The 25,870-nt window shown below is 65.0% G+C and carries 25 protein-coding genes; 7 read left to right on the top strand and 18 right to left on the bottom strand.

What is annotated here, in order from left to right; genetic code table 11:
• Positions 1–208: 208 nt before the first annotated feature.
• Both AC3A5T_RS07345 and AC3A5T_RS07350 read left to right on the top strand, forming a co-directional pair.
• On the top strand, positions 209–2,764 hold the full coding sequence (locus AC3A5T_RS07345; protein WP_487628003.1) for a TonB-dependent receptor: 2,556 nt from the start codon (positions 209–211) through the stop codon (positions 2,762–2,764).
• Positions 2,765–2,904: 140 nt separating this feature from the next.
• Positions 2,905–3,405 carry a CinA family protein gene (locus AC3A5T_RS07350; protein WP_487628004.1) on the top strand — a complete coding sequence of 167 codons (501 nt, stop codon included), beginning with the start codon at positions 2,905–2,907 and terminating at the stop codon, positions 3,403–3,405.
• Positions 3,406–3,511: 106 nt separating this feature from the next.
• Here AC3A5T_RS07350 and AC3A5T_RS07355 read toward each other — a convergent pair whose 3' ends face one another.
• Together AC3A5T_RS07355 and AC3A5T_RS07360 are read right to left on the bottom strand one after the other, a co-directional pair.
• Positions 3,512–4,738, bottom strand: a complete 1,227-nt coding sequence (locus AC3A5T_RS07355; RefSeq protein WP_487628005.1) for an endonuclease/exonuclease/phosphatase family protein — start codon at positions 4,736–4,738, stop codon at positions 3,512–3,514.
• The gene (locus AC3A5T_RS07360) at positions 4,735–5,637 is read right to left on the bottom strand and encodes an arginyltransferase (protein WP_487628195.1); all 903 of its coding nucleotides are present in this window, start codon (positions 5,635–5,637) and stop codon (positions 4,735–4,737) included. Before AC3A5T_RS07360 ends, AC3A5T_RS07355 begins: the two co-directional genes overlap by 4 nt.
• Between AC3A5T_RS07360 and AC3A5T_RS07365 the strand changes: the two genes are divergently transcribed.
• Positions 5,636–6,292 (top strand): EF-hand domain-containing protein, encoded by a 657-nt coding sequence (locus tag AC3A5T_RS07365; protein ID WP_487628006.1) that lies wholly within the window; start codon positions 5,636–5,638, stop codon positions 6,290–6,292. The genes AC3A5T_RS07360 and AC3A5T_RS07365 overlap by 2 nt on opposite strands.
• A 168-nt stretch (positions 6,293–6,460) precedes the next feature.
• On the opposite strand, the gene AC3A5T_RS07370 is transcribed toward AC3A5T_RS07365, so the two are convergent.
• The 4 genes from AC3A5T_RS07370 to AC3A5T_RS07385 form a co-directional block, all read right to left on the bottom strand.
• The gene (locus AC3A5T_RS07370; protein WP_487628007.1) at positions 6,461–7,642 is read right to left on the bottom strand and encodes an RNA polymerase sigma factor; all 1,182 of its coding nucleotides are present in this window, start codon (positions 7,640–7,642) and stop codon (positions 6,461–6,463) included.
• 97 nt (positions 7,643–7,739) lie between these two features.
• Positions 7,740–8,558, bottom strand: a complete 819-nt coding sequence (locus AC3A5T_RS07375; protein WP_332076828.1) for a hypothetical protein — start codon at positions 8,556–8,558, stop codon at positions 7,740–7,742.
• A 1-nt stretch (position 8,559) separates the two neighbouring features.
• Entirely contained in the window at positions 8,560–9,447 is an 888-nt protein-coding gene (locus AC3A5T_RS07380; RefSeq protein WP_487628008.1) for an acyl-CoA thioesterase, read from the bottom strand.
• Positions 9,448–9,536: 89 nt separating this feature from the next.
• Positions 9,537–10,109: an N-acetylmuramoyl-L-alanine amidase gene (locus AC3A5T_RS07385; RefSeq protein WP_487628009.1), complete on the bottom strand. Its 573-nt coding sequence runs from the start codon at positions 10,107–10,109 to the stop codon at positions 9,537–9,539.
• Between the two features lie 23 nt (positions 10,110–10,132).
• Here AC3A5T_RS07385 and AC3A5T_RS07390 point away from each other — a divergent pair, with 23 nt between their 5' ends.
• The 4 genes from AC3A5T_RS07390 (at position 10,133) to AC3A5T_RS07405 (ending at position 14,641) form a co-directional block, all read left to right on the top strand.
• Positions 10,133–10,633, top strand: coding sequence for an MOSC domain-containing protein (locus AC3A5T_RS07390; RefSeq protein WP_487628010.1), 501 nt, complete (start codon positions 10,133–10,135; stop codon positions 10,631–10,633).
• Positions 10,630–11,160 carry an alpha/beta hydrolase gene (locus tag AC3A5T_RS07395; RefSeq protein WP_487628011.1) on the top strand — a complete coding sequence of 177 codons (531 nt, stop codon included), beginning with the start codon at positions 10,630–10,632 and terminating at the stop codon, positions 11,158–11,160. Before AC3A5T_RS07390 ends, AC3A5T_RS07395 begins: the two co-directional genes overlap by 4 nt.
• A 183-nt stretch (positions 11,161–11,343) precedes the next feature.
• Positions 11,344–13,551 carry a bifunctional 23S rRNA (guanine(2069)-N(7))-methyltransferase RlmK/23S rRNA (guanine(2445)-N(2))-methyltransferase RlmL gene (rlmKL, locus tag AC3A5T_RS07400; RefSeq protein ID WP_487628012.1) on the top strand — a complete coding sequence of 736 codons (2,208 nt, stop codon included), beginning with the start codon at positions 11,344–11,346 and terminating at the stop codon, positions 13,549–13,551.
• Positions 13,552–13,789: 238 nt separating this feature from the next.
• Positions 13,790–14,641: a pirin family protein gene (locus AC3A5T_RS07405; protein ID WP_487628013.1), complete on the top strand. Its 852-nt coding sequence runs from the start codon at positions 13,790–13,792 to the stop codon at positions 14,639–14,641.
• Positions 14,642–14,897: 256 nt separating this feature from the next.
• Here AC3A5T_RS07405 and AC3A5T_RS07410 read toward each other — a convergent pair whose 3' ends face one another.
• The 12 genes from AC3A5T_RS07410 to AC3A5T_RS07465 all read right to left on the bottom strand — a co-directional run bounded on the left by AC3A5T_RS07410 (position 14,898) and on the right by AC3A5T_RS07465 (position 25,257).
• Positions 14,898–15,347, bottom strand: coding sequence for a hypothetical protein (locus AC3A5T_RS07410; protein ID WP_487628014.1), 450 nt, complete (start codon positions 15,345–15,347; stop codon positions 14,898–14,900).
• Between the two features lie 78 nt (positions 15,348–15,425).
• Positions 15,426–16,286, bottom strand: coding sequence for a pirin family protein (locus AC3A5T_RS07415; protein ID WP_487628015.1), 861 nt, complete (start codon positions 16,284–16,286; stop codon positions 15,426–15,428).
• Positions 16,287–16,560: 274 nt separating this feature from the next.
• Positions 16,561–17,067: a DNA-deoxyinosine glycosylase gene (locus AC3A5T_RS07420; protein WP_487628196.1), complete on the bottom strand. Its 507-nt coding sequence runs from the start codon at positions 17,065–17,067 to the stop codon at positions 16,561–16,563.
• Between the two features lie 317 nt (positions 17,068–17,384).
• A complete protein-coding gene (locus AC3A5T_RS07425; protein WP_487628016.1) occupies positions 17,385–17,633 on the bottom strand; it encodes a hypothetical protein in 249 nt (82 codons plus the stop codon).
• Positions 17,634–17,905: 272 nt separating this feature from the next.
• A complete protein-coding gene (locus tag AC3A5T_RS07430) occupies positions 17,906–18,271 on the bottom strand; it encodes a hypothetical protein (RefSeq protein WP_487628017.1) in 366 nt (121 codons plus the stop codon).
• A gap of 1,443 nt (positions 18,272–19,714) precedes the next feature.
• Positions 19,715–20,143 carry a hypothetical protein gene (locus AC3A5T_RS07435; protein ID WP_487628018.1) on the bottom strand — a complete coding sequence of 143 codons (429 nt, stop codon included), beginning with the start codon at positions 20,141–20,143 and terminating at the stop codon, positions 19,715–19,717.
• Positions 20,144–20,217: 74 nt separating this feature from the next.
• On the bottom strand, positions 20,218–20,649 hold the full coding sequence (locus AC3A5T_RS07440) for a tetratricopeptide repeat protein (RefSeq protein WP_487628019.1): 432 nt from the start codon (positions 20,647–20,649) through the stop codon (positions 20,218–20,220).
• 597 nt (positions 20,650–21,246) lie between these two features.
• Positions 21,247–21,624, bottom strand: coding sequence for a ribonuclease E inhibitor RraB (locus AC3A5T_RS07445; RefSeq protein ID WP_487628020.1), 378 nt, complete (start codon positions 21,622–21,624; stop codon positions 21,247–21,249).
• A 77-nt stretch (positions 21,625–21,701) separates the two neighbouring features.
• Positions 21,702–22,049, bottom strand: coding sequence for an Imm8 family immunity protein (locus AC3A5T_RS07450; protein WP_487628021.1), 348 nt, complete (start codon positions 22,047–22,049; stop codon positions 21,702–21,704).
• Between the two features lie 552 nt (positions 22,050–22,601).
• Positions 22,602–22,949: a hypothetical protein gene (locus tag AC3A5T_RS07455; protein WP_487628022.1), complete on the bottom strand. Its 348-nt coding sequence runs from the start codon at positions 22,947–22,949 to the stop codon at positions 22,602–22,604.
• A gap of 70 nt (positions 22,950–23,019) precedes the next feature.
• Positions 23,020–23,388, bottom strand: coding sequence for a hypothetical protein (locus tag AC3A5T_RS07460; protein ID WP_487628023.1), 369 nt, complete (start codon positions 23,386–23,388; stop codon positions 23,020–23,022).
• 1,347 nt (positions 23,389–24,735) lie between these two features.
• The gene (locus AC3A5T_RS07465; RefSeq protein ID WP_487628024.1) at positions 24,736–25,257 is read right to left on the bottom strand and encodes a DUF2199 domain-containing protein; all 522 of its coding nucleotides are present in this window, start codon (positions 25,255–25,257) and stop codon (positions 24,736–24,738) included.
• Positions 25,258–25,870: the final 613 nt, after the last annotated feature.

Genomic DNA, 25,870 nt, shown 5'->3' on the forward strand with positions numbered 1-25,870 from the left:
CAGTGGCCTCGCGCGCGGCCCGCAGATCGCGCGCAGGTTCCATGCGCACGCGTGTGGAAGCTGTGTTAGGTTTCCGTTCACGGCAGGCGACTGTCGGACGTTCCGGTCTGTCCCCCACGATGACCGGAGCGGCGGGGAATCCCGATGGCGCAATGCCGTCGGGCGTCGGTTTTCGGAAAAAACCACACCACGTCATTCGGGGGACAACATGGATTCACGTAAGTTGCAGCGCAGCCTGCTCAGTCACGCTGTCGTCGTCGCGCTGGCCGCCACGGTCGCAGGTCCGGCGCTGGCGCAGTCGACCAGCACCGAGAACGAAGCACCGACCACACTGTCGGCGATCACCGTCACCGCGCAGAAGCGCGAAGAAGCGCTGCAGGATGTGCCGATCGTCATCAACGTGTTGCCCGAACAGTTGCTGCATGACACCGGCGTGCGTGACATCAAGGACATGCAGGTCCTGGTCCCCGGCCTCACCGTCACCAGCACGCAGTCCGCGGCGCAGACCACCGCGCGCATCCGCGGCATCGGCACGGTGGGCGACAACCCGGGTCTGGAATCCTCGGTCGGCATCGTCATCGACGGCGTCTACCGCGCCCGCAACAGCGTGGGCTTCGGCGATCTCGGCGAGATGGAGCGCATCGAAGTGCTTAAGGGCCCGCAGGGCACGGTGTTCGGCAAGAACACCTCGGCCGGCGTCATCAACGTGATCACCCGGCGCCCGAGCTACACGCAGGCGGTCGAAGGCGAAGTCACCGTGGGCAACTACGGTCTGCTCGGCGTGTCGGGGTCCTACAACGACGCGCTCAGCGACAACGCCGCGTTCCGAATCTTCGCCACCAAGCGCAAGCGCGACGGCGTCGACAACGTCGACACCTCCGGCGGTCCCCGCCAGGAGACCGACGACGGCGACCAGAACTACCACTCGCTGCGCGGCCAGCTGCTGCTCGAGCCGACGTCGAACCTCAACATCAACTTCATCGCCGACTACACCAGTCGCGAAGAGAACTGCTGCGTCTCGATGACCACGTTCCGCGGCCCGACCGCGGCGATCATCGATGCGCTGACGCCGGGCGGCGAGGGCATCATTCCGGTCGTCGATCTCGACCGACGTCTGGCCTACGCCAACCGCACCACCGAGCAGGACCTCAAGGACAAGGGCATCTCGGCCGAGGTCAACTGGACCACGCCGTGGGCCAATGATGCGGTGCTGACCTCGATCACCGCGTTCCGCGACTGGGAGGCGATCACCAGCATCGACTTCGACTACAGCGGCGCGGACATCCTGTATCGCCCGCCGAATCCGGACGGCTCGCTGGTGAAGTTCGAGAACTTCAGCCAGGAACTGCGCCTGACCGGTTCCAGCGATCGCATCGACTGGATGGTCGGCCTGTTCTATTCGGACGAGGATCTGGGTCGCAACGATTCCTACTACTTCGGCGCCGCCTACGAGCCGTATCTGTCGACCGCCGTCGCCTCGCAGGTGCTGCCGGCGATCGCGGCGCAGCTCGCGCCGCTGGGCCTGACCGTCAACACCGCGAATCCGGCGACGTTCCTGTCGCAGGTCAGCGGTCGTCCGTTCGGCACCAACTTCACCGGGCAGGGCGCGCTCGACCGCTACGAGCAGAATGCCAAGAGCGCGGCGATCTTCACCAACAACACCTTCCACGTGACCGACGCGCTCGACGTCACCCTGGGCCTGCGCTACACCCGCGAGAAGAAGACGCTGCAGTCCGATTACACGAATCCCAACGGCGCGCAGGGCTGCGCGGCGACGCTGGCCAATCCGGCCGCGCGTGTCGGTGGCGCGCTGGCGCAGCGCATCAACGGCTTCGCCAGTCTGCCGCCCGCCTTGCGCGCGCAGCTGCTGGCGGGTCTGGTGCCCGCCGTCGCACCGCAGATCGCGGGCTTCATGTGCCTACCTTGGGCCAACATCGCGCACAACGGCCGCAGCACGTTCCAGGAACGCACCGAGAAGGAATGGTCGGGCACCTTGAAGGTCGCCTACGACTGGTCGGATGACGTGATGACCTACGTGTCGGCGTCGCGCGGCTACAAGGCCGGCGGCTTCAATCTCGACCGCGTGCAGGTGGGCATCACGCCGGTGGACGACACCGCGTTCGACGGCGAGTTCGTCGACAGCTACGAGCTTGGTCTGAAGACCAACTGGGCCGACGGCAACCTGCTGTTCAACGCGGCGCTGTTCCACCAGACCTACGAGGACTTCCAGCTCAACAGTTTCCTCGGCACCGCCTTCGTCGTGCGTTCGATCCCGGAAGTGACCTCGATGGGCATCGACGCCGAAGTGCTGTGGCAGACCGGCATGCCGGGCCTGATGCTGCAGGGTGGCGTGACGTATGCGGAAACCGAGTACGGCGACGACATCGTGCCGGATCTGCCGCTGCTGCCGGGCAACCAGATGAGCTTCGCGCCGAAGTGGTCGGGCAACGCGTCCGCCACCTACCAGTGGGACATCGGCTCGGCGCTGCAGGGCCGCTTCAACATCGGCGCCAAGTACATGTCCGAGTACAACACCGGCTCGGATCTCAAGCCGCAGAAGATGCAGGACGCCTACACCGTGCTCAACGCACGCCTCGGCTTCGGGCGTCAGGACCAGCGCTGGATGCTGGAGTTCTGGGGCCAGAACCTGACCGACGAGACCTACAAGCAGGTCGGCATCGATGCGCCGATCCAGACGGGCTCGTTCAATGCGTTCCTCGGCGCCCCGCGCACCTATGGCGTGACGCTGCGCATGCGCTATTGATCCACCGCGTCGACGCGACGGCCGGCCCGAGAGGGTCGGCCGTTCGCGTTTCGGGCGCGTGGAAACGCGGCGTTCCAGGCGCTGGGGCGACGCGCGCGGCACGATGCGGTACAACGGCGGCTCCGATCGCGGGACCGCCCATGCACGACACCCATTCCGATGCCGCGCTGCACGCGCTCGCCGAAGAGACCGGCGCGCTGCTGCGCGCACGCCACCATCGCCTGGTCACGGCCGAGAGCTGCACCGGTGGCTGGATCGCCAAGGCCGTGACCGATGTCGCCGGCTGCTCGGACTGGTTCGACTGCGGCATGGCGGCCTACAGCTACGAGGCCAAGCAGGCGCTGCTGGGCGTCAATCCGCACACGCTGGAAACCCACGGTGCGGTCAGCCGCGAGACCGTGATCGAAATGGTGTCCGGCGCGCTGGTGAATTCCGGCGCGAGTGTCGCGGTCGCGGTGACCGGCATCGCCGGGCCGGGCGGCGGCAGCGAGGACAAGCCGGTCGGCACGGTGTGGATCGGCTGGAAGCGTCGCGGCGGCTACGCGCGCGCGGAACTGTTCCAGTTCGGTGGCGACCGTGATGCGGTGCGGCGGCAGACGGTCGCCGCCGCATTACGTGGTCTGGGGTCGACGGTCGGCTGAGGCAGCCATTCGCCGGACACGTCGTCGACCGGATACCGGCAGTTGACGCGCAGGCGTGATCCATCCGCCTGCGACGCGGCGTCCTGCCGCGTCGCGTGCAACCCGTTTACTGCGTCACATCCACCCACACGAGGCGATGGTCGGTGCCGTCGACGATGTCGGCATGCGCCGCGTCGCTGCGCGGCCAGAACACGCCGTTGCCGACGAGGGCATGCCCCACCGACGGCAGCGCGTAATCGAGGCGCAGGTTGCCCACGCGCGGGCCGAAGCTGCCGGTGTCGTGCGCGGCGGCGCCGCGATGCTGCGCATTCGCGCCGCCATCGGCCTCGGCGGCTTCGATCGCCCCCTCGCTGCGCGGCGTGGCCATGCGGATCACGCGCGGATGTTCGAGCAGTTCGACGATCGCGGTGTGGTCGCCGGCGCCGTCGACGGGATCGTTGTTGAGGTCACCGAGGATCACGAAGCGCGCATCGGGTTCGAGCCCGCCGCAGCGGCCGGCGTCGTCGCACAGCCAGTCGCGCGGGCCCGGCGACAGGTATTCGGTCCAGAACCGGATCTCGTCGTGATTGCGCGCGACGTTGCGCTTCTCCGGGCCGTCGAATGCGGGCGGCGTGGGATGCGAGGCCAGCAGGTGGAGTACGCCGCCGGGCGCGCGCACCTGCACGTCCCAGTGCGATTTCGACGACAGCCGCAGCTGCGACCAGGTGCTGTCGGGATGGAAGGGGCGGCCGTCGGGATAGCGTGGTCGCCGTGCGTCGGGCATCGCATTCCACTTCAGCAACTGGAAGGTGCGCGCGGTCGTCGCATCGATCGGATAGCGCGACAGCAGCAACATGCCGTACTGGCCCGCGTGCAGGCCGTAGCCCCAGGCATCGTTGCCGCGGTCACGGCCGTCGCCGCCGATGCTGCCGTTGTTGTCGAGATCCAGGCCGCTCTGCACGCCGGTGTTGACCGGTGCCAGGTAACGGTAGGGATAGCGGAGCGGTTCGCCGCCGCCCGGCTGCGCGCGTTCGAGCCAGCGCCGCTGGAATAGATCGGCGGCGCTGCCGTCGGCGACGTAGTCGAACTCGTTGAGCAGCACGATGTCGGGCCGCACCTGCTGCAGCACCGCGGCGACCTTGCGTGCGCCTGCGTCGTCGCCCTGCAGGCGTTCGAGCAGACCGCCGGCTTTGTCGCTGTTGAGCGACGTGTTATAGGTCGCGATGCGCAGCGTGCCCGGCGAGGCCGCGTCGGCGGCGTGCGGTGCATCGCCCTGCATGTTGGTGCGCACGCAGGCGGCGAGCAGTACGACGGCCGCGCAGGCGAGCGCGGCGATCAGCCACGTGCGGCTCATGGCGCGGCGTCCGTCAGCGGGCGCCACTGGCGTCCATCGAAGCCTTCGAGCGGCTGGAAATTGCGTTTGTAGGCCATCTTGCGGTGTCCATCGATCCAGTAGCCGAGATAGAGATAGCGCCGGCGGTCGCGCTGTGCCCAGGCGATCTGTCGCAGGATCGCCAGTGTGCCGAGTCCGCGTGACACGCAGTCGGGGTCGTAGAAAGTGTAGACGGCCGACAGCGCGTCCTCGATCAGATCCGTCACCGCGACGGCCACCAGCTGCCCGTGCAGGCGCAATTCCAGCAACCGACCCTCGTTCCAGCTGCCGATCAGGAACTGGTCGAACTCGAGCGCGCCGTGGTCGTCCATGCCGCCGGCCGGATGGCGCGACACCAGGTATTTCCGGTACAGCGCGAGGCGCTCGTCGTTGCGCTCGGCCGGCACCACGCGCGCGTCGATGTCGGCGTTGCGCGCGAGCGTGCGGCGCTGGCTGCGGTTGGGCACGAAGGCCTCGACCGGAATCCGCACCGCCGTGCACGCGCGGCACGCATCGCAATGCGGGCGGTAGACGATGTCGCCGGAGCGGCGAAAGCCCCAGCGCAAGGCCTGCGGGTAGACCGTCGCCAGGCGCGGATCGCGGGGGTCGAGTACCAGGTCGCGTGCTTCGCGATCCGGCCAGTAGCCGCAGGCATGCGACGCGGTGTGGAACAGGCGCAATTCGCCCGTGCCGGCATCCGGTTCTGGTGCGGGGCGCGACGGCGTCTGCATATGCGCAGGATACGCACCGGCGTCGCAGCCGGCGCGACCGCTTCGCCGACCGGCGGCTGAACCGCGCGGGCGTCCGGTCAACGCCGGGTGCGGTGCGGGCGTTGATCCCTGCACAGCGGCACGGTGCCGCGGCAACGGGAACACATCCATGAAGACGAGGCTCATCACCACCGCGCTGCTCGCGGCGCTGTCCATCACCACGATCGGTGCGGCCGCCGCGCAGGCGCCGGCAGCAGGGACGCAGGCGGCGAAACCCGACGGCGAACGGCATCGCGGCCACGGTCCGCGCGGCCACGGCGGCGACCGCGTCGATGCGCTCGCGCGTTTCGACACCGACAACGACGGCCGCATCAGTCGCGCCGAGGCGCAGGCCGGCCAGCAGGCGATGCAGGCGCGTCGCGACGCCCATCGCGCCGCGCGTGGCGACGCGCCGCGTGCGGGCGGCGTACGCAGCTCCGATGCGCGTGGCGAACGTCCGCAGCGTGGCGCGGGCGGCCCGCGTTCGCACAAGGGTTTCGACCTGGTCGCCAACTTCGACGCGATCGACACCAACCGCGACGGCTATCTCACCCGCAGCGAATTGCGCACCTGGCACGCGGCGAAGTCCGCCGAGCGTCGCGCCGAGGGCGAGCGCCGTTTCGATGCGAAGTTCCGCGAAGCCGACCTCAACAACGATGGCAAGCTGAGCCGCGTCGAGGTGTCGGAGAAGATGCCGCGTCTGGTCGAGCGTTTCACCTGGCTCGACGAGAACCGCGACGGCTTCCTGAGCCGTGAGGAACTGCGCCCGGCACGTCCGCAGCGCTGAGCCGCGGGTAATCCGTCAACGGAAAGGCCGCGCAGTGCGCGGCCTTTTTTTCGGGTGCATGCCAGGCATCCCGCGGCGACGTGTCGCCGGGAGGCATGATTCGCGACGACAGCACGCAGTGGAAGACAGGATCCGCGCGCGACCTATAGGCGCCGCCGTCGGAAACGCTCAGGCGGTCTTGAGCCACAGGATCAGCAGCACGCCCACCAGGCCCACGTTGGTCAGGATCAGGCCACTCGTTCCGAACATCAGGCGGTAGCCGAGTGCGCGGCGGGCGCCGCCCCTGGGATCGCGGGCGATGTCGCGGGCGATCAGCGGATTCATCAGGCGCGGCATGCTGGTCAGCAGCGGATAGTTGTAGGGAAACAGAGCGGTCACGAGCAGGATCGACATCCAGCCGACAGACAGTTGGCCAAAGCCCGCGACGAAACCGATACACAGCGCCAGCAGACCTCCTGCCAGGGAACCCCACAGGAACCAGCGGTCGTAGAGCTTGAGAATGGCGATGCGCTCGGCCTCGGTATCGGCATATCGCGCGACCATCTTCCGGCACAGCCACATCGTCAGCCCGCCGAACACCAGCGACACACCGGCAGCGCCGAGTGCGCTCGCACTGCCCAGCGCCGCCTTGCCGGCGACGCCCGCGCCGAATGCGCCGCCGGCGGCGACACCTGCGACCGTGCCCGCCGCGGCAGGTTTCGCGAATGCCGCCAGCCCGGCCGTGACCAGCAGCGTGAACGCCGTGCCCGGCGCCGAGCCCGCCGCGAACTCCTGAAAGCGCGCCATCAGATCCTCGCGCAGGCTGCGGCGTGCGCGCGACAGGCGCTTGCGCACCGCGGCGTCCGACAGGCCGAGCAGGGCGGCGACCTGCTTCGAATTGCCGCCCTCGCGGTAGTACAGCAACAGCACTTCGCGGCTTTCGTCGGGCAGGTCGGAGATCAGGTCCGCGGCGACGCGGCCGGTTTCGTCGTCGATGATCTGCTGCATCGGGCAGGCGTCGGGATCGGCGGCCTGGGCGATGGCGATGTCGGCGGCCTCGCCGGCCACGATGCGGTCACGGCGCGCGCGCAGATGGTCGCGCGCGAGGTTGCGGGTGATCTGTCGCAGCCACGGCAGGAAGCTCGTCGTGTTCTGCAGTCTGCCCAGTTGCTGCCAGGCCTTGAGATAGGCCTCCTGCGCGATGTCCTGGCTGGCCTGCACGTCGCGGGTGATCGCCAGCGCGATCGCGGTGGTCGCGTTCTGGCTCATCTGCACGATGCGGCCATACGCGGCCTGGTCGCCACCGCGCGCAGCGGGCAGCTCCAGGTGGATCCGGTCTTCGAGGCCGAGATCGGCGGCGATGGCGTTCATGGCGATCCTTGCAGGTCAGGTCGCTTCCAAGGACGCGACCCGCGCGCCGGATGTGACCGGCGCCGTCGATGATGCCCGCGGACGCGCGCCGCCGCGATCAGTCGACGGCGCCGAACTGCCAGTCGCGGCCGTCGCGGCGGACCTCGAGGGTGCGCCTGACCAGGCCCTGCGCGGCATCGCTGCCCCCGCGGACCAGATCCACCGTGCCCTGGCCGGAGCCGTCGGTCCGGTAGTTGGTGACGTCGAGCGACGCGGCCTGGCCGTCGCCGCCCCCGCAGGCCGAGGACGGCCGCACGTCGGGATAGCCGGCTTCGAGTTCCGCCAGCAGCGGCGCTGCCGGCGCATCACCGTCGATCGCCACGCAGACCGGGCCGGCCAGCGACGAAAGTGCGTCGGCCAGCACGGCCGTCGCGAGCGCGCGCGGCACCGGTGCGCGGTACTCGCTGGCTTCGACGGTCGGCGGCACCATGTCGAGTGCCGGCTCGGGTGCGGCCGCGACTGTCGTCTCCGCAGGCGCGTCGCTCGACGGCCGGCTCCACCACGACAGCGCGATCACCAGCACCGCGCCGCCGATCAGCGTGTAGCGCACCTTCGAGGCGCGCGACATGCCCTTGCGCGCTTCGGCGGCCGGCGCGAACACCACGTCCGCCTGCTGCAGATAGCTGCGCGCCGACGGCTGGCCCTGCAGCAGTCCGGCCTCGCGCAGCAGTTCGCGCGCGCGCGGCTGGTCGTCGGAGCGGGTGACCCACACCGCCGGCCTCGGGCCACCGGCGTCCTCGCGATAGCTGAAGTTGCTGCGGCGGTTGCCCTTGTAGGAACGGCCGTTGAGGATCTGCACCTCGATGCCGGCATCGCGCAGCAGGGCGGCGACGCGCTCGACGTTCTCGAGGCGGGGACTGGAGAAGACCTGACGCATCTCAGCCCGCCTTCGCCGCGGCGTCGTCACCCGGCAGCACGCGGATCATGCCTTCCTGCGCGGTGCTGGCGACGAGGCGCCCGGCGCGGTCGAAGATCTGCCCGCGCGCCAGTCCGCGCGCGCCCTGCGCGCTGGGGCTGTCGAGCGAATACAGCAGCCAGTCGTCGACGCGGAAGGGACGGTGGAACCACAGCGCGTGATCGAGCGAGGCCATCTGCACGTTCGGCTGGTAGTAGCTGATGCCCTGCGGGAACGTCGCCGTGCCCAGCAGCTGGAAATCGGACGCGTAGGCCAGCAGTGCGCGGTGCAGGGCCGGGGTGTCGTCGACCGGGCCGGTCAGGCGGAACCACATCTGCTGGAACGGCGGACGCTTGGGCGGGCGCAGTTCATCGCGCGGATACACGTGGCGGAATTCGAACGGGCCGCTGCGGTCGAGCCAGCGCTGCACCTTGACCGGCAGCTTCGCCAGCACCTGCGCAGGCAACGGGTCCTGCGGCTCGAGATCCTCGGGCGCGGGCACCTCGGGCATCGACAGCTGGTGCTCGGCGCCGGCCTCTTCTTCCTGGAACGACGCCGCACAGAAGAAGATCACCTTGCCGTGCTGGATCGCGGTCACGCGCCGCACCGAGAAGCTGCCACCGTCGCGGGTGCGGTCGACGTCGTAGACGATCGGTGCTTCGATGTTGCCCGCGCGCAGGAAGTAGGCGTGCAGCGAATGCGCCGGGCGCGGGTTGTCCATCGTGGCCTGCGCCGCCGACAGCGCCTGGCCCAGCACCTGGCCACCGAACACGTACTTGGTGCCGATGTCGCGGCTCTGGCCACGGAACAGGTTGTCTTCGAGGCGCTCGAGCGAGAGCAGGTCGATCAGTTCGGAAACGGGCGGGGTCATCGCGGGGCCGTGCACGGTGGGGCGGCATCGCGGACGCGTGCCGGCCGACGATTATAGGTGGGGGCGGGCCGGGGCCCTGACGCGGGCGTTCAGACGCCGATGCGGGCCAGCGGCACGCGCGCCAGCACGTCGGCCCACGGGAACAACGGCCCGGGATCGCGCTTGCGGGCCACGGTCAGGGCCGGATCGTCACTGGCGGCGACGCGATCGGTGTCCAGATCCTCGTGGCCGGCGATCTCTTGCAGGTTAGGCAGTGTGGCGCGCAGATGCGCGAGGAGGGCGACCAGCGCATCGATCTGCATCGGCGTATAGGCCTCGTCCATCGCCTGATGGCGGCTGTCGTACCAGTCCGGGAAGCGCCCGGTGTTGACCAGTTCGATGCCGACCGACGTCGCGTTGTGGCCGCGCACGTGATGGGCGATGCGGGACGCCGGCACGTATTCGACGATGCGGCCGTCGCGGTCGATGTACCAGTGGCCGCTGGCGCCGGTGCCACTGTCGTAGAGCACGCGCTCGCCGTAGACACGCGCCGTCGCGAGGTCGGGCAGCTCGGTGCAGTGGATGACGGCGAGGCGGATGTCCGACGCGGCGCGGGGCGCCAGCAGGTCCACGTAGGGCAGCGGTTGCAGCGCGATCCGGGGCGCGGACGTGGGGTCGGACATGGCCCGGATGCTAGCATTCACACATGAGAAATCCGCCGCCAGACTCCGACTTGCACGCCTTGATGACGCAGTTTCCGCGCGTCGGCCGGGTCGACTGGATCGGCCTGCGGCCCGCCCGTGAGGCGCCGATCCGCGCCGTCGACAGCGCGGTCGCGGTGACCGGCATCGGCCTCGAAGGCGACCGCTATACCGGCGGCAGCGGCAAGCGCGGCGTGACCCTGATCCAGGCCGAGCATCTGCCGGCGATCGCTGTGCTGAGCGGGCATGCCGAGGTCACGCCGGTCACGCTGCGCCGCAACCTCGTGGTCTCGGGCATTCCGCTGATCGCGCTCAAGGGCCGACGCTTCCGCGTCGGCGAGGTGCTGCTCGAAGGTACGGCGCCCTGCGATCCCTGTTCGAAGATGGAAGTGGCGCTCGGCGCCGGCGGTTACAACGCGCTCCGCGGCATGGGCGGCCTGTGCGCGCGCGTGATCGAAGGCGGTGCGCTGAAGATCGGCGACGCGGTCGAATGGGTGGACGCATGAGTACGCGCGGCCACTGCATCCTCTCGCACGGCTTCGAAAGCGGCCCGGAGGCCACCAAGGTCACCGCGCTCGCCGAAGCGGCGGAGCGTCTGGGCTGGAGCCACGAGCGCCCGGACTTCACCGATCTCGACGGCAAGCGCGACGTCAGCCCGCTCGGCGATGTCGCCGCGCGCATCGAACGCCTGCTGCGGCTGACGCGCGACGCCGCCGCGCGTGGCCCGGTGGTGCTGGCCGGTTCCAGTCTCGGCGCTTGGATCGCCGGGCACGTGTCGCTGCAGGTGCCGGTCGCCGGCCTGTTCCTGATGGCGCCGCCGGTGCGGCTCGACGCCGCGCATCCGCTGCAGGCGGCCGAGGTGCCGCTGTCGGTCGTGCACGGCTGGGACGACGAACTGATTCCCGCCGCCGATGTCGTCGGCTGGACCTGCGCCCGCCGCGGCCGGCTGCTGCTGGTCGACGACAATCACCGCCTGACCGCGCATGTGGAAGTGTCGGCGGATGCATTCGCGGCCTTGCTGCGGTCGCTTTGACGCGAACAGCTGATGTCCGCATCCACGTCTTCCAGCACCATTTTCGTCATTCCCGCGTAGGCGGGAATCCAGTGCCTTGATCGGCACACATCGCTCGGCCAGCACGTCAAGACACTGGATTTCCGCCCGTGCGGGAATGACGGCGTCGACACGTCGGCCTTCAAACGTACGACCCAGGTCCCCATGAAATTTTTCGCCAGCTGCCCCAAGGGCCTCGAATACCTGCTCGTCGACGAGCTGCTCGCACTCGGCTGCGCGCACGCCACCGCGACAACCGCCGGCGCCAACGTCGAAGGCACGCTGCACGACGCGCAACGCGCGGTGCTGTGGTCGCGCCTGGCCAGCCGCGTGCTGTGGCCGATCGCCGACTACGCCTGCGAGGACGAGGACGCGCTCTATGCCGGCGCGCGTGCGATCGACTGGACCGCGCATCTCGACGCGACCATGACGCTCGCGATCGATCCGCATGTCTCGGGCAGCGCGATCACCCACGCGCGCTACGCCGCGCAGCGGGTCAAGGACGCGATCGTGGACGGCTTGCGCGAAGCGACCGGTGCGCGTCCGGACGTCGATGTCGAATCGCCGGATCTGCGCCTGAGTCTCGTGGTGCGCAAGGGCCGCGCGATCCTGTCGGTCGATCTCGGCGGTGGCCCGCTGCACCGTCGCGGCTGGCGCCGTGCGCAGGGCGAGGCGCCGCTGAAGGAGAACCTCGCCGCCGCCGTGCTGATGCGCGGCGGCTGGCCGGCGCTGTATGCCGAAGGCGGCGCGCTGCTGGATCCGATGTGCGGCAGCGGCACGCTGCTGATCGAAGGCGCGCTGATGGCCGCCGATGTCGCGCCCGGCCTGGCGCGCGATGGCGGTGCGGCGACGGCGGGCCGTGCGCCGAGCCGCTGGCGTGGATTCGACATCGCGCACTGGGAAACGCTGTGCGAAGACGCGCTCGCGCGTGAACGGATCGGCCGTCAGCGCCTGCGCGCGGTGTTCTTCGGCCGCGATCTCGACCCGCATGCGATCCATGCCGCGCGCGAGAACGCGACGGCCGCCGGCCTGCGCGAGGCGATCGAGTGGCAGATCGGCGACATCGCCACCCTGCAGGCCCCGGTGCCGCCGGCTTCGCAGGAAGACGCAGCGTTGGCGGAATCGGTGAAGCGCGGGCTCGCGGTCTGCAATCCGCCCTACGACGCGCGCCTTGCCGCCGATCCCGCGCTGTACCGCACGCTCGGCAATGCGCTGGGACGCGCGGTGCCCGAATGGCGCGGGAGCCTGCTGTGCGGCGACCCCGAGCTCGCGCACGCCACCGGCCTGCGCGCGAAGAAGAAGTACCAGGTGTTCAACGGCGCCATCGAGTGCAGCCTGATCGTCTGCGATCCGGTACGGCCGCCGCAGCGCGCCGTCAGCGAATCCGCGGAAGACCTCGGTGAAGGCGCGACGATGGTCGCCAACCGCCTGCGCAAGAACCTGCGCAAGTTCAAGACCTGGCGCGAGCGCGAGGGCGTGACCTGCTACCGCGTCTACGATGCCGATCTGCCGGAATACGCCGCTGCGATCGACGTCTACATCCAGTCCGAAGCGGACGTCAGCGCCGAAGGCACGCCGCTGTGGCTGCACATCCAGGAATACGCGGCGCCGGCCGAGATTCCCGAAGCCGTGACCCGGCGACGTTTCGGCGACGTGCTCGCCGCCGCGCGCGACGTGTTCCGCATTCCGCGCGAGCGCATCGCGGTCAAGACGCGGTCGAAGGGCAAGGGCGGCAGCAAGTACGGCCGGTTCGACGCGCGCCACGAATTCCTGCTCGTCGACGAAGGCCGCGTGCACCTGCGCGTGAACCTGTTTGACTATCTCGATACCGGCCTGTTCCTCGATCACCGCCCGATGCGCCTGCGCATCGCCGACGAAGCCGCCGACACCCGCTTCCTCAACCTGTTCGGCTACACCGGCGCGGCCACCGTGCATGCGGCCGGCGGCGGCGCGCGCACCACGACCACTGTCGATCTGTCGGGCACCTATTTGCAGTGGTGCGCCGACAACCTCGCCGCGAACGGCTACGGCGGCGCGAAGCATCGGCTGGTGCAGGCCGACGCGCTGCAGTGGCTGGAAGCCGAGACGGCGCAATACGATCTGATCTTCTGCGACCCGCCGACGTTCTCGAACTCCGCGCGCGCCAAGGACTTCGACATCCAGCGCGAACACGTGCGCCTGCTGGAAGCCGCGGTGGCCCGGCTCGCGCCGGGCGGGGTGCTGTACTTCTCCAACAACTTCCGCCGCTTCAAGCTCGACGCCGAAGCCGTCGGCGCGTTCGCGCACGTCGAAGACATTAGCCCGGCGACGATCCCGCCCGATTTCGAACGCAACCCGCGCATCCATCGCGCCTGGCGCATCACCGCGCGCTGAAGCGTCGGCTCGGGCCGCCACGTTCCGGGCTGATTCGAGCCCCTCTCCCCTTGGGAGAGGGGTGAGGGCAAGTGGATTGCAACGGTCGATCTCCGCGCGCGTAAGCTTTGTCGACATTCGACCGTCAGCGCTGCTCCCACCGCCGTCCCGTCTCCACGGAAACCTCCGTTCCACCCACGCGCGTATAAACCACGCCTCGCGCCCGCATCGTGTCGGCACATCCGACAGGAGCCGCCCGATGACCACCCCCGATGCCGCCCGCATCATCCGCCACGTGCGCGGCATGCCCGCCAGCGACGGTGCCGGCGTCAAGCTCACCCGTGTCATCGGCAGCCCGCAGCTGCCCGACCTCGATCCGTTCCTGATGCTCGACGAGTTCGGCACCGACACGCCCGAGGATTATCTCGCCGGCTTCCCGAAGCATCCGCATCGCGGCTTCGAGACCGTCACCTACATGCTCGACGGCCGGATGCGGCACAAGGACAACCACGGCAACGAGGGCCTGCTGGTGCCCGGCAGCGTGCAGTGGATGACCGCCGGTCGTGGACTCGTGCATTCGGAGATGCCCGAACAGGAGGCCGGCCGCATGCGCGGGTTCCAGCTGTGGGTGAACCTGCCGGCGAAGGACAAGATGACCGCGCCGAGCTATCAGGAATTCGCGCCCGACCGCATCCCGGTCGTGCAGGCGGGCGAGGGCGTATCGGTGAAAGTGATCGCCGGTGTCGTCGACGGCGTCGCCGGACCGATCGCGCAGCCCGCGACCGATCCGCTCTACGTCGACATCACCCTGGCACCCGGCGCGACCTGGCGCCACGCGCTGCCCGACGGCCACAACGCCTTCGCCTATGCCTTCGAAGGCGCCGTCCGCGTGGGCGAGGGCGACGACGCCCGTTCGCTGGCGTCACAGGAACTCGCCGTGCTCGGGGGCGGCGCGCAGCTGATCCTGGAAGCCGGCGACACCGGCGCGCGGTTGATCCTCGTCGCCGGTCGCCCGTTGCGCGAGCCGGTCGCCCGTCATGGCCCTTTCGTCATGAACACCCGCGAAGAACTGATGCAGGCGTTCGTCGATTTCGAGCAGGGCCGTTTCTGATACGCCTCTAAATGGACGACGTTCGAATCGAGCGCATCTCCAGCTATCCGTGATCCCGGCGGCTTTCAACAGACGCAGGTCTGGTAACGCCGGGATTCAGCGCTTCGCACGACTGGCGACGGTCTGATTGCTGCTCTGCGCTCGGATCCAAGTCGCAGGATTGCCCGCGTTGCACATCGGCGTGAAGCACCCCGGACGTCCCCGGGGTGACGACGCCATCGGGCTTCGGCACCACAGGCAGGCGAGCAGTCTCGGCTTACTTGCTGCCGAGGTGCACGTCCGAAAAATGCAGCGATTCGGCATCGCGCAGCGAACGCGTCAGATCGGCCTCATCCCGTGCGCGCACGATGATGTGTGCGTAATCGCCCGACGGCAATTCCAGCAGCGTTTCGCGCACCAGTGCGCCGGTCAGCTCGTTGTCCGGCGCGTGCCACCAGGTGCGTGTGCCATCGATGGTGACGCGATCGCCCACGCGGTCGTTGCGGCGCGGTTTGAAAGTCGCACTGCGGCCCACGGTCACGGCGAAGGCCTGTTGACCGCTGGCGACGTCCATCGCGCGGCAGAACACGAAATCGGGCCCAGGCTGCACTTCCCAGCGCACGGCCGCATCGGGTGGCAGTTGCGGACATTCGGTGGCGGTCTGCGCGTGCGCCGTGCCCGCACAGAACAGTGCGCCCAACAGCGCAAGCGGTCGGATCGAAAGCATCGTCGTGGTCCCCTGTGACTCGACTTCCGACCATACGCCTGCATCCATGCTGCGGCGCGGTAGCGATTGTGACAACCGTCACCGTTCCGGAAGCGGAATGAATTCCGGGTCGCCCGGGACGGTGCCGAAGCGGCCGGCGCGCCAGTCATCCTTGGCCTGCTCGATCCGGTCCTTCGACGACGACACGAAGTTCCACCACAGGTGACGCGGCCCGTCGAGCGGTTCGCCGCCGAACAGCATCGCCTTGAGCGGCGTCTTCGCGCGCAGCCGGGCGACTGCCCCGGCATCCAGCACCGCAAGGTGACGCGGCGGAATGTCGGCGCCGTCGAGCTGCGCCTCGCCTTCGAGCACGTAGAGCGCGCGCTCGGCATGCGAAGACGGAATCGAGAGCTCGGCGTCCGGCTCGAGATCCAATGCCACGTTGAGTGTGTCGGCGAACACGCGCACCGGCGATTCCTCACCGAAGCCGCGGCCGGCGATCACCCGCACCCAGGCGCCCTCGCGGCGGAACTGCGGCAGCGTCGCCGCGGCATGGTGATGGAACTCCGGCGCGGTTTCCTCGTACGTCTTCGGCAGTGCGACCCAGGTCTGCATGCCGTGCAGCGGGTGCTCGCCTTCGCGCAGCGATTGCGGCGTGCGCTCGGCATGCGCGATGCCCCGACCGGCCGTCATCCAGTTCACGTCGCCCGCGGTGATGTCTTGCGAGTAGCCGAGCGTATCGGCGTGATGGATCGTGCCCGACCACAGGAACGTCACCGTCGCCAGTCCGATATGCGGATGCGGTCGCACGTCCACGCCGGCGCCCTTTTCGAAGATCGCGGGGCCCATGTGATCGACGAACACGAACGGCCCCACGCTGCGCGCCTGCAAGGTCGGCACCGCGCGGCGCACCTCGAAACCGCCGAGATCGTGGGTACGTGGATTGATCAGCAGGGTCATGGCAGCGGCTCCAGCGGCGGCGAGTGCAGGGCATCAGCATGCCAGCGGCGCTGCCCGCGTGGCCCCTGGTCAGCGGGACGATCCGTTGCGGCTGGAAATTTCGTTGGGTGCATGAGGCACCGACCTGGTCCGGGAGATCAATCGCACCCGGCCTCCGGCCTGTTCGCGGGAAACCGGGACATCTCTTTCGTCGGCGAGCATCTGCCTTGGAGTCGATCGATGACCGAGGCGCATGGCGGGTTGGGGAACTGGGTATCGCCAAGTCCAACGCACCTCAAACGTCGGCCAACCCCGCACGCCACACCGCCAGCTTCGCCTCGAATCCCAGCGCCGCGTGCGCCGGACTCGTCGAGGGCAAACGCAGCAGATCGGGCACGACGTCGAGCGTCGGCAGCACATGCCGCCGGAACAGCGTTTCCGCCGCCGCGCCGTTGAACCTGATTCGGGTGATCCCCGGATAGCGCGCCAGCAGCCCGCCGATATCGTTCGGCACCACGCTGCCCGCCTCGATACGCGCATCGAGACTGCCCGGCCGCACGCATTCGCCAGCCACGTCCCACAGCGCCACGCCACGGCCCGTCAGCTGCGCAAGCCGCGCGTCATAAGGCAGCGCCGGATCGAATCCGAACAGCGCGCCGACGATCGGCCAGAACAGATTCCGCGGATGCGCGTAGTAGCGATCCGCGTCCAGCGATGCCACACCCGGCATGCTGCCGAGCACCAGCACGCGTGCGTGATCGCCGACGACAGGTGCGAAGCTGCGGATGCGAATGCCAGTCACAGGAATACGATGCCCATCTGCGGCGGCGTCGGCCAAGGGCATTGGCCAGCGCTTCCACGCGCCATGTGGAGAACGCACATGTCAGTTGCGGTCTTCATGCTGGACGGGCAAGGCTGCTTGACTGCACGACGCAAATCGAACTGCCGACATCGAAGAGCGGCTGCAATCGCATGCGGGTCGGCATCCTGTCGACGCGAGTTCGATGCGCGCACGACATCCCAGACGTAGAGTCACAAGACGACTCGCGACGACATCTGCTGACGCCGAAGATCGATGAAGCTGAAGGAGGTCCGCCCTCCGGGCGCGCGGGTGCTGATTCAGTTGCTTGGCGTGCCGGGCTGCCGCTTGCCCTGTGCTTGCGCGTCAAGCGTTTTGACTTCCCGTCGCGCTTCAACGGCGCGCTCCTGGTCACGATATTTGTGCCAGTTGTTGTCAAGACGATCCGACCGGAGCTGCGCAGATTGCGCTGCCCGCTCTTCACCCGATAACCCGCGCCCGCTTTCGGTAGAAGCGCAACCCGCGACCATCAGGGTCGCAGTCAACATCAGAATTGTGGCCTTGCGCATACCGAATCTCCGTTCATGGAATGGCGAAACGTTTTCGATCGTTGTGCGATCTCGCTGAGTTCTGGCTGCCTCATAACGTCATATCACGTTATGCGCGTTGCACCAATCCGACGTGCACGCCTCCCCAAGTCGCAGCACATCTCTGGATCGACGCGGGCGTCGATACGTGACGAATCGCAACCCGCCAAGCAAGACAGACGGAGTGCGTTCGATGAGCGGAATCGTGCGACGGAAGAGGCGGATATCGCTCATGCGATCTGCGCCAGATTTCTCTAGCTGCCACGCCGCCTGACCGTCACTTCGAGGCCGAGCTCCCCGTCCCGGACACTGGCAGCCTCATCCGGCCGAACGACGATCGTGGGCGCCATGGAACCGTGGGGTGAGTCGAGATTCGCGACCACTTGAATCTGGTCCTCCGTGATTTCGGACACCGTGACCATGAGGGTGTAGCCGTCAGACCCTGCGACCTCGACGGTCGCGGGCGCATTGGCCAGCACCACGGCGTTAGGCTCCCCGAAAGTTCGACCCGCGTTTGTCAGCTTTGCCGACACCACGAACGAGTCAGTGGGGCCAGCCTGGCTGGCAGTCGTCACCGTGATCAAAACGAGTAGTGCGAACACTTTCGAAATCCAACGCATCGGCATCTCCTGGATTGAATAAACCAGACTGCGAGCCTTCCCGCCCATAACGAGCACGAGGGGAGCATCTTCTGCCATATCAAGCCTGAGCTGATGAATTGTTAGGCCGCAATGCCATGGCTTGGAGGCATGAACAGCGCGACCGCAAGAAACCCAACTGCTATGAGCGCCATGAGCAGAACGATAGAGCGATTCTCTGGGATGCTGCCAGGCCTGAGATAAGACTGGACCCCGATACCCAACACGGAGCCGGGGAGCGTGGCCGGCGCGCCTCGAAGTCATGCGGCGTCGAACCAGCTTAGTCCTTGAACTTACAGACTCAGTGCAACTCCAAAACATTACGCAATGAGCGTTGCAATGAATAGCGGATGGACCGGACGTAGATGCTCCCACCCGTACTCAATTTTCATTCCAGAAGATCTGCTCATGTGCGGCCTGACACCTTGAATTAAGCCGAGCCACGAGGCGACTTCGACTTCGATGAATTGTTAGATGGCGCTGCACATATGTGCGCCCACCTCGCCCTCAACTTACGCGTGACGTACCACGTGAGGATCAGTTGGGTGGGCGGGATGAGCAACCACCAGTAGTCGTAACGAAGCCTGATATCCGCAAGAGTGGTGCGCCTGCAGCTACACCCGACACTTCCAGTTGGGGCGCGACAAAGATCTCGTACATCTCGACCGGAAGCAGAATTGCGAACGCTAGGAAAGAGAAGACCCCATACACCAAGGCCGCAATCACCCCGACGAACAGATAGCGGCGTGGCAATGGAGGGCGGGAGCGCAAAGCGACGGTGGCTGGTCACCACAAGGGGGCAACGGACAACAGGCCGTATGAGACTGCGAGGAGCACCATGAGAGCCGCGAGCTTTGGTCCGAACGCTTCAATTGCTTCCATAGACGTCTGACGCCTGAATTAAGCCGTGCCGCGAAGCGGCATCGGATCGAATGAGTTGTTAGCGCTCAGGCCAATAACCTTCGAGCCGCGCCACATGATCGTCGAATGTTGCCGAAGTCACCGCAAGCGACTCAGATCGGAACGTGAACTTTGCCCAGAACTCGCACGAGCACAGGGCAGACACCTTCTTTGGGTTGTACAAATCGTACGGAAGATTGATGACCCCGGAGCTAAAAAATGGACCGTGGGTTGCGTCCGGTGCTTGCCCCGCAGGTCCTAGGGTCGCGAAACAAATAGGTGGCGCCTGTGTCCGAACCCATACCCTAGATCTCCGGTGAGTCCTCTGTATCTGTCCAGTCGCCGCTGCAGCCCAAAAACTCAAATGAATCGATAGCGACTGGATCCCCAAATCGCGCGGCCACGAAGGTAGCTAATCCTCCAGCTGCAATAACGAGTGTGAGAATTAGAATTGCGAGAATCTTTCTCATGAGCGCTAACGCTCGAGTCAAGCCGCGCCGCTTGGCGGTGCCGGCTTGAATGACGTCACTTGCACAAGTTGTCTCTGACCAAGGTGGCGCCTACCTGCTCGGCAGACCAATGGCGAGTGATCCAGATCGACAGCGCGGTGCCAGAAGTGTGCCACCACAAGTTGCTGCTCACAGGGTGCGACGCATTATGAGTGCTAGCGATTTGCCAGGCAGCACGCTCGCCGGCACTTGCGCGACGCGGGTCGTCGAACAAAAGGGTGCCCGCCACTTGCCAAGGATTGGCAACTCCAACTGCGATGGGCAGCTCCTCGCCGCACTGCAGCCATGCCGTGGAGATCGCCTCGGGGCTGAAGATGGTCGGATCTGCGGGCGTCGGCCGACTATGCACCTTGGCAAGACCGATCACGTAGACGAAGCCAGGCCACGCTATGAGCAGTGCGGTCAAGACCAACATAGCTAGGATGGCTCGGTGCCAGATGTGCATTGTGTGACGCCTAACGCCTGAATTAAACCGTGCCGCGAAGCGGTATCGGCTTGAATGAATTATTAGCCCTCACCTTAGGGTGCCGGCTTGAGCCGCCTCTCTGAAAATTCAGTCTCTAGCAACTCCAGCCAAGCGTCGACGCGGTAATGCTCCTCTGGGGCAAACTTGAGCAGGCTATTGAGCACCTGCTTGGCCTCCGATAGCTCACCAAGTTGATAGTGCGCCTTAGCCAGTGCCCAGTGCGCCTCAGGCTTGAATGGCTGTGCCGCAACCCACTCCATTGCAGTTAACTTCGCCGCTTTGCTTTGTCCGGAGGCGAGGAGCTCATCGAGCTCCGAACTCTTTGCTTGGCTCCTGCTCTTGCTCCTGCCCTCTTTGATTGCATCCAGCATATTGACTACAAGAACAAAGAAACTAATCAGCACCCCCAGCGCGCAGATGGCGATAAACACCAAGAGCCACTTGATTGCAGTGAGCTGACTCAGCGACGGCGTTAATGATTCCAACACACTCTCCAGTGAGGGCTAACACCTATGTTAAGCCGAATTGCAGCGCGTAGCCGGACACATGGCAAGCTCTTTCTGCCATACGGCTGGCGTAACGATGCAATTTCGGCTTGAGCGCATTGTTAGGCGCCATCCATAACGCACTGTTTTATCACTGGCTGGATGAGTGCCCGACGCAGAACAAAGGGGCTCTCATCTTTCAAGTCAGGGTCTTTTTTCAGAGCCAGAAAATAGCCGTCAATCATAGCTAGACCCTCGCGCGGCAATTGACCTTGGACGCACGCGACGCTGGAGAGGTGAATTGTCTCAACCGCCCGGCATGAGGCTGCAGAGCTTGGCGTATCCCCGTCGGCGCACACGTTGAGATTGCACCTATTGCCATCGGCAACAACGAAGCCGCAAGTCCTGACAAACTTTCCGTCCCAAGAGCTGGAGCTCTGGACCAGCACCGACGGAGTAACCTCCGTAAATCCGCCGCTACCGCAACCTGTCAATAGAGCAGCAAGTGTCAGACACAGGGCATATTTCATATGGCACATAACTCCTGAATTAAGCCGTGCCGCGAAGCGGCATCGGCTTGAATGAATTGTTAGGCCGCTACTCGACTGCACCCGTACCCCAGCCATCGTAGTAGCCGCCATGCCTAGAAGCCAAAGCCTCCAGGTGGCGAGTGATGGCGGTCATTGCCTCAAGTTGAGGAGCCATGCGGCGTTTAGCGTGCACCTGCCATTGCGACTGATCCGGTGACACGGTGACTGCTACCACGCTATAGCCGAGCTGCTCCATCTCCGCTGCGACAACCTCGGCTCCGGCTCGGCCAGAGAGCATGATGAAGAAGTCGATGTCATGTAGCTTGGACGTATCGGCGCCAGCCGCGCGGAGGTTCTCGATGACGCGAGCATCTTGCTGCTCTGCGACGGACTGCGCAACGCAGGGAGCGATGGCAACCAGGTAGAGGAATGCCCATAAGTACAAGAGACGTCTCATAGCGGCCTATCGCCGAAATTAAGCCGACCCGCGAAGCGGGTTCGGCTTGAATGAATTGTTAGCCGTCAACTCGGACGGTACCCGTCAAACTCCCACAGCAACTCGTGATTGAGAGCTTGGGCAACCTCTTGCCAGCTTGGCCGGGAGGCCTGTGCAAGGAGGCGATTGACCAAGCGCTCAACCTGGGGCCAAGAGAACGAATCCACGATTAACATGCCACGCCCCCATCCAAGCCTCCCCGACTCAGCTATCGCACTTGGCGTGGCCGCAATGAAGGAAAAGTCGTCCCCAGCGGTGCCGGAGCTCGGTCCAATCGTAGCTAGCATCGGGACGAGGCAATGCGCCGGGTCTGGAGCAAGCTCTCCAGCGGCGAGATCGGAGCTTGAGAGACCGAGCAGCTCAGGAACGATCATTGACGGCTAACGCCTGAATTAAGCCGACCCGCGAAGCGGGTTCGGCTTGAATGAAATGTTAGAGCGCACTGCCGCACCGTACGTGCTGTGGTGTGAAAGACGAAGCCCGTACGAAGGCCGGCTTACCCTCAAACTCAACTGGCTCAGGAACAACTGCTACTTGGTACTCAGCCAGAGCTTCGAACAGACAATTTGAGCATTCCCGAGCAGAAAGAACACGCATTTGAGTCCCAGGCGCGAGCGAGAGAGAAAACGTTCTTTCTGGCCCGCTGAATCCGGGGTTCCAAATAGAAATGTAGTCAGTTTTCTTCTCCCTTGCGAGCTTCCTCATTACCCCATGGGCACGGAGGGCTACAAGAAGCTCGCAAGTGTCTCCAACAAACTCCCGATATTTCGGCTTTCCAGAGACGTCCGTATGTGTCTGCTGCATCTCGCAGCCAAGCAGCGAAACGATGAACACTACTAGTGCCGCCAGAGACCGAGCAAGCTTCATGTGCGCCCTAACGCCTGAATTAAGCCGCGCCGCGAAGCGGCGTCGGCTTGAATGAACTGTTAGGCCTCATCCGACGTGCCAGCGCCATTTTGGACAAGGTGCTCGCGAACTTGCAGAAGCGACTTGAAGAGCGGTGTAGGTTCGAGCCTTGCGATCTCATGTAACGCTTCAGCGAGATGCGCGTGATGCTCTGGCGACGCCGGAGTCAGGCGGTAATTGCCGCTCTGGACAGAAAACCAACCTCGCTTGTTGGGGGTGATGAACTCCGCCTCTAGCGGCGAGCCATCAGCGGCCCAGAACAACCAGGTAGCAACCTCAACATCAAGCCCTTCGCAGTACGCCACAACGTCGCGCTCGGTTGGGAAAACCGTCAGCGATCTTTCTTCGGTTTCGACGGCAAAGATCATGGAGGCCTAACGCTTGAATTAAGCCGATCCGCACAGCGGCTTCGGCTTGAATGAATTGTTAGGGGGCGGCCTACGTGGCGTCATGGCTAATTGCCAGGGTGGCGACGAACAACAAGTACCCGACGGCAGCAGCAGTGAGTAGATGAAGCAGGCCGATCCAGCGCCAACGAAGCGAGAAGGTTGAAGGCAGAACCAGAATAAGTGCCGCAATAAAGCCTGCCATAGGCAAGAGTTCAGCGAACTGCGAAGTCTCAATACCCGACACACCTGCCAAGAGACAGGACCCGAAGAACACCAGAAGAGCGGCAAGGCTGGGGGACGAGGCCCAAAGCTTGCGACCAGGAGATGCATTGAGGGCGAAGAAAGGCAACGTTGCTGCAAGTGCGAGCAAGCCCGGTGTGCCTTGCTCCATGGCAAAGAGAACATGATGCCAATCCATAAACTGTCTCTGCCCCCTAACACCTGAATTAAGCCGCGCCGCGAAGCGGTGTCGGCTTGAATGAACTGTTAGGCGGCATTGCGGCCACCTATAGCTCCCTGCAGAACCACTCCCCAAACCCTAGATTGGGCTGGAGCACCTGGTAACAGTCTCCAGCAAGTGTGATCTCCCGTACAACTGGATTGCCACCTACAGAGTGCTTAACAAGGAAGGTGCTGCCGGAGCGAGAAATCAGGTGCCAAGGCTCCCATGCAGCGCTTTCAGGCGACTCGTCAGGGAAGTAAGAACGAGAGTCCCTCTCTCGCGTCTCAACTATCAGCTGGCCATAGAAGTCATTGCGAAAGAACTGGCGTTGCTTATCCGACAAGAGCGTGCTCTTTTCCATTTCCTGCAGCGTAAGTTTGGCATTGGAGCGCCAGCGACTACACAGCTCGCAGGGTTGAGCTGCACAGCTTGACATTGCGATTGCTAATGCGAGAGCTACCAGAATCTGTCTCATGCCGCCTAACGCCTGAATTAAGCCGATCCGCGAAGCGGATTCGGCTTGAATGAACTGTTAGGCCGCGCCACCTGGGGCCGGCCTTCCTGACCGCCGCCGAAGGTATGACGCCGCCGCATACGCCCCACTACCAAGCAATGCATAGAGGACGGTGTTAGAGAGCATGACTAGCGCAAGCATATTTAACGAACACGAATCAAACGGCTCACACGTCGCTGTAGCTAGGAAAAACATATAAGGCGGGCAAAGCACCAAGACAATCACTTGCAGCCAAACGGGAAAGAGTGGCACTGCAAGGGCCAAGAGCGAGAACACCACAGGAACTACAGCACCTACGGCGGCGGATCTTGCGAGGAACTTGAGCAGTGGTGCCATAGCGGCCTAACGCCTGAGCTAAGCCGCGCCGCGGAGCGGCGTCGGCTTGAATGAATTGTTGGGCCAACAGCTAACGCTTGCGAATGGCGCCTGGCTCATTGGCGCCGCACTCAAGAATATAACGTTGGCCTGCCACGAATGATGCACGTACCTCTGGACGGAAATCCATGGAGATGACATTAGGGCAGTTATAGACAATCATGTGCTCCCCGGCGGGCACTCGAATGACGCTGGGGTAGCCTTGTATGCGTTTTCCATTCAATTCCTCGAAGCCACCCGGGTAGCCTTGCGCGCCATTCTCCCGTGCAAAGGTCAATTCCGCTGAATTTGTTATGTCAAGCAATGTCGGATGAGTTGCGCACCCGGCAAGAAGAAAGCTAACGGCTAAAGCCAGAGCTCGCATCGAGTCCTCCATGTTGGCCTAACGCTTGAATTAAGCCGAGTTGCGAAGCAACTTCGGCTTGAATGAGTTGTTAGGAATCACTCTCGTCGAAGTGGCCGCACAACTCAAGGAGTCGATGATGTCTGGCGTGACCGATGCCATCGCGTTGGTCAATAGCGAGCTCATGATCCGCGGACAGCGGAAACGTAAAGATGGGCCGGCTCTTTGCACTCTGAATCTCAATGTCGAGGAGCAGCCCGGTGATCTCAGGAAAGCCGGGGATGGTGTTGGCGAGCTTTCCTTGAAATTTGGTGCCTTGGACGAGTTCGTTGCTGTAGTTGTCCACGTAGAAGTCATGCTCAGGCTTTGAGACCTCGGCCCAAACGCCCCAAGCAAACTCACCTTCTTGGTGGTTGAATGGAATCATGAGAATGCCGCGAATGAAAAAGCGTTGCTCATCAAGGACGCAAAGGTCGGTGTTAGAGCGGGTGCGCCGATACTTGTCCATGTAGGAAAGCTCAAAGGCTTCATCCGGCAGCTTGAAGCCCCAGTCTGTGGGCAACCCCTCGTGCGTCCTGCCGCAACTGGCACAAACGTAGCTCGAATCTGTCATGTGATGCCTAACGCTTGAGTTAAGCCGCGCCGCGAAGCGGCGTCGGCTTGAATGAATTGTTAGGCGGCAGCTTGGGTGCGCCAGATTAGTGGAGCAACAAGCACAAAAGCGCCGCCGAATGCCAGCAGAACATATGTGAACGAAAAGGCCCGGTCACCAACCAAGCCAGCGGTCCACGCGAGGGAGGCATCCTTTGGCTCTCGCCCGTTGAGTCCGACGAACAGTCTCAGGCAGACGCGGAAAAGAATGAGGTGAAGGAAGGGAATTGAGGACGCTACAGCGAAAGCGAGTCCGATAAGGCCGGCGAGGAGCAGTCCTGCAGCGACTACTACGCTCAAAGCGGCTAGAAAGATCAATCGTAGCCAGCGCTTGCGGTCATTCAGCACAGAAATCTTCCCCAGGTAAAGGAGACCTGGAACGAGCATCGTTGTAACCGCAATGAATATGCTGATGCTCAACCTACCGCCTAACTAGTATTCGACCCCGGAAGCGGGGTGTTGCGTCGAGTATGCGGTGGAACTCGGGTGCTCGCAAAGCGGGGAAATCCGACGGCGGATCAACGGCTTGCCGCAGTCGTCTCAGTGTGGGCGCGGATTAGCCTGCCGATGTTATC

The sequence above is a fragment of the Luteimonas sp. Soil_C_16 genome, from assembly GCF_057657295.1.